This window comes from Frankia sp. CoWAU3 (assembly GCF_977971855.1).
The window spans coordinates 1-7,604 of record NZ_CDWWXB010000169.1 but is presented as its reverse complement, the minus strand read 5'-3'; the positions used below and the strand labels follow the sequence as shown (position 1 = coordinate 7,604).

The window sequence follows — 7,604 nt, the reverse complement described above, 5'->3', positions numbered from 1 at the left end:
CACCCAAGTGAGATGGCTTACCGTCGAGTCAACTGGTCGTGCCGGCGGAAGATGTGGGGCGTGGTGGATGAAACCTCGGGTGAGGCGTTGGAGACGGAGTCGACGTGGAGGACTGGTCGCTCTTCTTCTCGTCTGCCTGGTCGTGGGATGTGGAACCTCGAAACGGGAATCTGGTTCGCCGCAGGCCACTCCTCGACCTTCGGTGGCCGGTCCGGGCGTTGGCGGCATGGTGACCTCCTCCGCGCTACCATCCGGCCCACCGTCGGCGACCGGCACCTCGGCAGGTTCTAGTCCCCGATCCTCCGGAGAGGCTTCTCCGCCGAATGGTCCGCGGACTCCGCGAGAGGATGACGGGATGGAGCCGCGACTGCTGTGGTCCGATGAATTTGACGGTCCGGCGAACGCCTCGGTTGATCCCGCCAGGTGGTTGATCACGCAAGGGGGGAAATGGGGGCCGACGGACGTCTCCTGTTATACGGCCGATCCCCGTAACGTCGGCCTGGACGGCAAGGGCCATCTCAAGCTGACGGCGATTGCGGAGAAATCTCCCATAAAAACCTGTGGGGATACCCACTTCTCGTCGGGCCGGGTGGAGACCCGCGGTAAGGCCACCTGGAGATATGGGTACTTCGAGTTCCGGGCCCGGCTGCCGATCGGTACCGGGACGTTGCCTGCTCTCTGGCTCCTAGGGCCGAACGGAATTTATGACTGGCCTCGCTCCGGCGAGATCGATGTCGTCGAGGCGACGGCAAACGAGCCGGCCACGGTCCATACCAACATTGTTGGAGTTGATGGCTCTGGAAATCGTTGGGAGGCCGGCTGGTGGGGGTCGGGAAAGAACTATGTCTACCCAGGTGGCACGCTTGCGGACCGCTATCATAACTATGCTCTTGACTGGGGGTCGAACAGGCTCGACTTCTATTTCGATGGCCTTCTCATCCGCCATCTCGAGCCGAAGGACACGCCGGTTTGGCTGTGGAACAAAGACTTCTATATAATCATGGATGTCGCCGTCAGTGCGAAGCTGAGTCCCCCGCTTCCGCCGGCCTCCGCGTTCCCGCAGACGCTGTTCGTAGACTATGTGCGTGTCTATTCAGGCAGACCATGGTAAGGCCGGACTTCCAAGATTTTTTCGGCTGGCGCCCCGACGATACTGTGGCAGTGCCCTGCGAAGTGGCTTATACCCGCCGGCTGAAATCAACGATCTACCGGCAGTGGACGACCATTTCTCATCCATTTTTTGCCAGGGGAGAGTTCGTTGAAGGATGTTGTTCTTCGGGATATTGACCGATTTGTCTACTACGACAACGATGGCCGTCGACCCCGCTCGATCGGGGCCAGCCGCATCGCTGCTGTTCTGAACAACCCCGGCCTCCAGGCGATCCTCGTCTACCGGTTCGGTGCGTTCGTCGCAAGTCCGCAGAAAGGCGTAGCCGGGGCGGCAGGACGGCTCTTGGGCACGGTTGTCTACCGCGTTCTGTCTCGGGTCTCGCAGATCGTGACGGGTATCTGGATCTCCCCCGCCGCCAGGATAGGTCCGGGGTTCTTTATCGCCCATTTTGGGGGTGTGATCATTGGTGCCTGTGAAATTGGTGAGAACTGCAACGTAGGACACGATGTGACGATAGGAAAGAGCGGTACTGGCGAGAAGTTCGGTCGCCCGACAATCGGCGATCGGGTGAGTATCGGGACTGGAGCGAGGATCCTGGGTCGTCTTGAGGTGGGAGACGACGCCCTGGTGGGCGCCAATGCCGTGGTAACCCGATCGATTGCTACTCGATCGGTCGCGGTGGGTGCTCCTGCCCGCGTGGTCTCGAGCCGGGGCGCCTTCGAGTATGTCGAGTACTTCGGGATGGTGCGGGACGAGGCCAGAAGGGCGTCGCTCGGCCTGGTCAGCTCGCCATAGCCTCGCCCTGACCTCGTCCACCGTCGTCCTACTACCGTGCGGGCATCGTGATGTGTCTGTCGGAGCGTGGCCTATGGTGCCGTGGTGACGCCGTCCTTGAGCCCGGAGCCGCCCTCCCCGCCGCTTGCTGAGGGGGAGGGCGCCGTGCCTTCTTCTGACGACCCGCCCATGGGACGTCCCACGGCTTCTGGGGCTTCTGGTCCCGCTGCCGGTCCGGGAACCTCGGCCCGCCCGGGAGCTCCCGCAGGCGGTGGGACCGGGACCGGTAGCGACACGGGGATCGCGATGGGGCGCGAGCGCCGGATCCCGCCACCGGAGCAGTTCCGTGGGCCGGTCATCGCCCGGCGTGGCCAGGTGGAGCACTCCACCACGGATCAGCGCCTGCTCGACACCCGCAGCCCCTCGGGTTTCGTCCATTCCGACCCGTGGCGGGTCATGCGGATCCAGAGCGAGTTCGTCGAGGGTTTCGGCCTGCTCGCCGAACTGCCACGGGCGGTGACCGTCTTCGGCTCGGCCCGGATTCCCCCGGACAGCCCGTTCTACGGGCAGGGCCGGCTGCTCGGCGCCGCGCTCGCCGAGGCCGGTTTCGCGGTGATCACCGGCGGGGGGCCGGGCGCGATGGAGGCGGTGAACCGTGGGGCCCAGGAGGCCGGCGGCCTGTCGGTGGGCCTCGGCATCGAGCTTCCCTACGAGCAGCGGCTCAACGACTGGGTCGACCTCGGTGTCAGTTTCCGCTACTTCTTCGTCCGCAAGACGATGTTTGTGAAGTACGCCGAAGCGTTCGTGATCCTCCCCGGTGGGTTCGGCACGCTCGACGAGCTGTTCGAGGCGCTGACCCTGGTCCAGACCGGCAAGGTCACCCGGTTCCCGGTGGTGCTGATCGGCTCCGAGTACTGGTCGGGACTCGTCGACTGGATGCGGACGACCCTGCTGCCCGCCGGCCTGGTCCAGGAGCGGGACCTGCAGATCCTCTCGATCACCGACGACATCCACGAGGCCGTGCGCATCATCCTGGAGGGAACCGCCGGGCACACCCGGCCCGCAGGTATGGATATTCCGTGAACGTCTGCGTGTACTGCGCGTCCTCCGAGCTGATCGACCCCTCGTACGTCCTGCTGGCGGCCCAGACCGGCACCGAGCTCGCCCGGCGCGGCCACACCCTGGTTTCCGGCGGAGGCTCGGTGTCGTGCATGGGGGCGATCGCCCGGGCGGTGCGGGCCAGCGGAGGTTACACGGTCGGCGTGATCCCGCGGGCGCTGGTCGCGATGGAGGTCAGCGACCTGGACGCGGACGAGATCATCGTCACGGAGACCATGCGGGAGCGTAAGGCGCTCATGGACGCGCGCTCGGACGCCTTCCTGGCCCTGCCCGGGGGCCTGGGCACCCTCGAGGAGCTGCTCGAGGTCTGGGTCGCCGGGGTCCTGCGCATGCACACCAAGCCCGTGGTGCTCCTCGACCCCGACGGGGTCTTCGCCCACCTGCGGATTCTCGTCGACGAGATGGTCGACCGCGGGTTCGTCCGCCCGCGCGCCCGGGATGCCCTCCGCTGGGCGACCGGCATCGGCGAGGCGCTGGACTTCCTGGAGGCGGGCGTGACAGCGGCGACCGTCACCTCGCCTCCGCCCCCGACCCCGCGGGAGATCGTCGAAGGCGACTGAGCCCGTTCCTGTTCATCAGGCGAGGCCGCGGCGAGCGACGGCGAGGTCGACGTCGCCCCGGATCGCCGCGACCATCCGCAGCGTCCGCCGCGTCGCCGCCACCTGGTGCGCCCGGAAGACCCGGGCCCCGAGCCAGGCGCTGACCGCGGTCGCGGCCAGCGTGCCCTCCAGGCGTTCGTCGATGCCGGTGTCCAGGGCCTCCCCGACGAAGTCCTTGTTCGACAGCGCGACGAGCACCGGCCACCCGGTGGCGACCAGTTCCGGCAGCCGGCGGGTGGCCTCGAGGGAGTGGCGGCTGTTCTTGCCGAAGTCGTGCCCCGGATCGACGAGGATCGCATCCGGCCGGACCCCGAGCGACGCCGCCCGCTCGGCGAGCCCCACCGTGGTGGCGACGATGTCGGCGACCACATCGTCGTAGACCATCCGGTGCGGCCGGGTGCGCGGCGGCAGATGGCCGGCGTGGGTGCAGACCAGACCGACGCCGAACTCGGCCGCGACCTCGGCGAGCGCCGGGTCCACCCCGCCCCAGGCATCGTTGAGCAGGTCGGCGCCCTCACCCGCGACGACCCGTCCGACCTGCGCGCGCCAGGTGTCGACGCTGATGACCAGCCGGGGATGGCGGGCCCGGACCTCGGCGACGAAGCCAGCCACACGGCGCAGCTCCTCGGCCGCACTCACTTCGCCGCCGGGCGCGGCCTTCACCCCGCCGATGTCGATGATCCCCGCCCCCTCGTCGACCGCACGGTCGACCGCAGCCAAGGCCTCGGCCGCACCGTATGTCGCCCCGCGGTCGAAGAAGGAGTCCGGGGTGCGGTTGACGATCGCCATCACGATCAGCTCGGTCGGCTCGAAGGTCCGCGGACCCAGCCGTAGCGGATCCAGTCGTTGCGGATCCAGTCGTTGCGGGGCCGGGTGGGCAGCGTCGGCATGCACCGGGCCAGCCTGCCAGAATCACCACGATCGGCGGGCCGTGGCACGATCGGATGTGTGGTGCTCGTCATCGAGATTGTGATCGTGGCCGCCGTCGTCTTCGCGGTGGCCGCGCTGGCCGTCGGTCGCTTCGATCGGCTCGCCCCGGCGCCGCCGGACGGCGCTCCTACCGGACTACCTGCCGGCATGGTAACAGCCGGTGACGTTGCCCGCACGCGGTTCGGGATGGCGCTGCGTGGTTACCGGATGGCCGAGGTCGACGCCGTCCTGCTTCGGCTCGCCGACGAGCTGGCCTGGCGGGACGAGGAGCTGGCCCGGCGGGACGAGGAGCTGGTCCGGTTGGCCGCCTTCGCGCGCGTCGACACCGCGCCATCGCCGGACGGGCATCGGGATACTCGCTCGCCACAGATCGACGAGTGATCGCAGCCGACTGTCTGTGGCATCACAGTCGACTGTTGGTAACCGGTCGATCTGACCTATGCAGGGACACGCGCAGGCGTTGTCGTCAACATCGACGCCCACCTCTCGATGTTGCGGCGGGCGACTGTTGTGATGCCGCGCAGAGACGTGTTTCGGTTTGCGGTCCGGTCTACGGGATAATCGTCGTCAGATGCAGGTCCGACGGCAGGAAGAGGTGCACCGATGGCGGCCATGAAGCCGCGGACGGGTGACGGTCCGCTCGAGGTGACCAAGGAGGGGCGCGGCATCGTCATGCGTGTCCCGCTGGAAGGGGGCGGTCGGCTCGTCGTGGAACTCACCGCCGACGAGGCGAGTGCGCTGGGGGATGCCCTGAAGACCGCGGTCGGTTAACCGTCCGGGTGTCCGTCCGCGTGCGCTGTCCTCGCGTCCGTCCCGCGGCAGCCGGGTTCCGTGGTGGTCCGGCGGTCTCGGTGAGTCCGGCGGTCCCGGTGAGAAGGCCGGCATGAGCATCGTTGATTCCGCGTCAGGCCCGGCGATCGACGGGCTCATCAGGCTTCCTCCCGGCGTTACCCTACGGTCCGCCACCGCCACCGCCACCGCCACCGACGTCGAGCCCTCGACCGTCGCCCTGGTCCTCGCGTCGTCCGAGAACGGGCCCGTGTTCGACGAGACTGCCCGCGGTGTCGGCGCCGATCTCGGACTGGATCTTGCGCTGCTGATCGAGTCCGAGTCCCTGCGCGGCGATGCGGGTTCGGTGCTGGTGGTGCCGTTGGCCCGGACGGCTCGGCCGACCCGGCTGCTCGTGGTCGGCATCGGCGCCGGTCAACCGGGTGACTGGCGGGCCGCGGGTGCCGCGCTCGCCCGCCGCGCCGGGGCACCGGACCGGCTCGCGGTGGTGGCGGAGCCCGGCGATCCGAGCCTGCGGGCCTTCACCGAAGGCCTGGCGCTGGGCGCCTACCGGGCCGCTGGCGTGCTCGACCGGGCTGCTGGCGTGCCCGAGCCGGCCGGCGGAGCGCTCGACCCGGCCGGCCGGCCCAGGCCGGAGAACGGCGCGCCCGGCAACGTCATCGTGCTCACCGGTCGGGCGGACGGGCCCGGGGCGGTGGCCGCGGTCGACGCCGCGCGGGCGGTGGCCACCGGGGTGTACATCGCCCGCGATCTGGTCAACATGCCGAGTCTGGTGAAGTCACCCGAGTGGCTGGCGAACCGTGCCGTGCGCATCGCCGCGTCGGCGGGTCTCGACGCGACCCTGTTCGGCCCCGACGATCTTCCGGCGCAGGGCTTCGGGGGGTTGTGCGCCGTCGGTGAGGGTTCCCCTCGGCCGCCCTACCTGGTCAAACTCGAATATCACGGGCCACCGCGGACTTCTGGCGAGGCCGGGTCGGCGGGATCCATCGGGTCGGCGGAGCCGGATGGTTCGCCGGCGGGCCGCTTCACCGATGGTCACCGGGTCCTGGTCGGGAAGGGAATCACCTTCGACTCGGGTGGGCTCTCCCTGAAGCCGGCCGTCCCGATGGCCGGCATGAAGACCGACATGGCGGGCGCGGCGGCGGTGCTCGGGGCGATGACCGCGCTGCCGGCGTTGAACGTGCCCGGGCGCGTCACCGGCCTGCTCTGTCTGGCGGAGAACATGATCGGTGCGACTGCCATGCGTCCCGGCGACGTCATCACCTGCTGGGGCGGGACCACGGTGGAGGTACTGAACACCGACGCCGAGGGTCGCCTGGTGCTGGCGGACGGCCTCGCCTACGCCGCGGGCGCGCTCGACGCGGATGTCATCGTCGATCTCGCCACGCTGACCGGAGCGATCGCCGTGGCGCTCGGCCGGCGCACCGCCGGGCTGTTCAGCTCGGACGACCAGCTGGCGCCGGCGCTGTCCGCCGCGGCGGACAGCGCCGGGGAACGGGTGTGGCGGCTGCCGTTGGTGGAGGAGTACCGGGCGGCGATCGACTCGCCGGTGGCGGACCTTGCCAACATCGGCCGGGCGCTGGACGTCGGGGGCGGTTCCATCACCGCGGCGCTGTTCCTGCGGGAGTTCGCGGGCCGGCGGCCCTGGGCACATCTGGACATCGCGGGCACCGCACGGTCGGACGCCGACGACGGCGAGATCAGCCGGGGCGGCACCGGGTGGGGGGTGCGTACCCTGCTGACCTGGCTGTCGAGTGGGCCGTCCCAGACACCGGCGGCCTGAGTAGAGCCCCCGGAACTCCCGGATGCCCCCGATGTCCTGGATGTCCTGGTGTTGCCGGGCCGCGAGGGGATCTCAGGCCGAGAGACGCAGGAGCGCGGCCTCGTATTCCCGGGCGATGTCCGCGGTGAGGACCAGGGAGACCCGGAGCACCACGGTGCGCTGGACGAAGACGTACTCGGTGACGAGCGGGTTGTCGGCGGTGACGGTGAGGAGCTTCGTCGCCCGCTGCTGCGCGCTCGCCGCGTCCGCGAAGACCTCGATCGCGCCCGCGGGGCTTCCGGAGACCTCGTTGACGCCCACCCGCGGATCGCTGAAGGCGATTCTGCTGGTGTAGCCGTTCGTCCGACCCAGGAGACGATCCGGGTCGGTGGCCGCGGTGTAGACGACGGTGGTGTGCAGCGGCAGGCCTGCGCCGGCCATCCGGATCGCCACCTGCTCGGCGGTAAGGCCGGCGAGGCCGCCTTCCGCGGCCGGCGGGGTGGGTACGGCCGTCGGGGAG

Annotated in this window: 8 protein-coding genes and 1 pseudogene; 7 read left to right on the top strand and 2 right to left on the bottom strand. The window is 69.4% G+C overall.

Translation table 11 applies throughout. The features are described 5' to 3' along the window. The first annotated feature begins 355 nt into the window (after nt 1–355). From AC08ON_RS14045 to AC08ON_RS14030, 4 genes are all read left to right on the top strand, one after another. On the top strand, nt 356–1,111 hold the full coding sequence (locus AC08ON_RS14045; protein WP_476608292.1) for a glycoside hydrolase family 16 protein: 756 nt from the start codon (nt 356–358) through the stop codon (nt 1,109–1,111). Between the two features lie 147 nt (nt 1,112–1,258). Next, nucleotides 1,259–1,906 (top strand): serine O-acetyltransferase, encoded by a 648-nt coding sequence (locus tag AC08ON_RS14040; RefSeq protein ID WP_476608291.1) that lies wholly within the window; start codon nt 1,259–1,261, stop codon nt 1,904–1,906. Nucleotides 1,907–2,191: 285 nt separating this feature from the next. Further along, complete coding sequence (locus AC08ON_RS14035) at nt 2,192–2,968, top strand: LOG family protein (RefSeq protein ID WP_011438215.1); 777 nt, start codon at nt 2,192–2,194, stop codon at nt 2,966–2,968. Further along, on the top strand, nt 2,965–3,564 hold the full coding sequence (locus AC08ON_RS14030; protein ID WP_476608290.1) for an LOG family protein: 600 nt from the start codon (nt 2,965–2,967) through the stop codon (nt 3,562–3,564). Before AC08ON_RS14035 ends, AC08ON_RS14030 begins: the two co-directional genes overlap by 4 nt. Before the next feature lie 15 nt (nt 3,565–3,579). On the opposite strand, the gene folP is transcribed toward AC08ON_RS14030, so the two are convergent. Beyond that, complete coding sequence (gene folP / locus AC08ON_RS14025) at nt 3,580–4,497, bottom strand: dihydropteroate synthase (RefSeq protein ID WP_476608289.1); 918 nt, start codon at nt 4,495–4,497, stop codon at nt 3,580–3,582. Nucleotides 4,498–4,551: 54 nt separating this feature from the next. Here folP and AC08ON_RS14020 point away from each other — a divergent pair, with 54 nt between their 5' ends. From AC08ON_RS14020 to AC08ON_RS14010, 3 genes are all read left to right on the top strand, one after another. After that, a complete protein-coding gene (locus tag AC08ON_RS14020; RefSeq protein ID WP_063579555.1) occupies nt 4,552–4,914 on the top strand; it encodes a DivIVA domain-containing protein in 363 nt (120 codons plus the stop codon). Nucleotides 4,915–5,136: 222 nt separating this feature from the next. Further along, complete coding sequence (locus AC08ON_RS14015) at nt 5,137–5,304, top strand: DUF3117 domain-containing protein (protein ID WP_007511639.1); 168 nt, start codon at nt 5,137–5,139, stop codon at nt 5,302–5,304. A gap of 112 nt (nt 5,305–5,416) precedes the next feature. Beyond that, nucleotides 5,417–7,105, top strand: coding sequence for a leucyl aminopeptidase family protein (locus tag AC08ON_RS14010; RefSeq protein WP_476617131.1), 1,689 nt, complete (start codon nt 5,417–5,419; stop codon nt 7,103–7,105). Nucleotides 7,106–7,177: 72 nt separating this feature from the next. On the opposite strand, the pseudogene AC08ON_RS14005 reads toward AC08ON_RS14010, so the two are convergent. Beyond that, a pseudogene (locus AC08ON_RS14005) lies at nt 7,178–7,604 on the bottom strand (hypothetical protein); the annotation flags it as partial.

Bases quoted from the DNA above. Each gene is read 5' to 3' on its own strand.
- AC08ON_RS14045 (WP_476608292.1), top strand. From the start codon at position 356: ATGGAGCCGCGACTGCTGTGGTCCGATGAATTTGACGGTCCGGCGAAC.
- AC08ON_RS14035 (WP_011438215.1), top strand. From the start codon at position 2,192: ATGGGGCGCGAGCGCCGGATCCCGCCACCGGAGCAGTTCCGTGGGCCG.
- AC08ON_RS14015 (WP_007511639.1), top strand. From the start codon at position 5,137: ATGGCGGCCATGAAGCCGCGGACGGGTGACGGTCCGCTCGAGGTGACC.
- AC08ON_RS14010 (WP_476617131.1), top strand. From the start codon at position 5,417: ATGAGCATCGTTGATTCCGCGTCAGGCCCGGCGATCGACGGGCTCATC.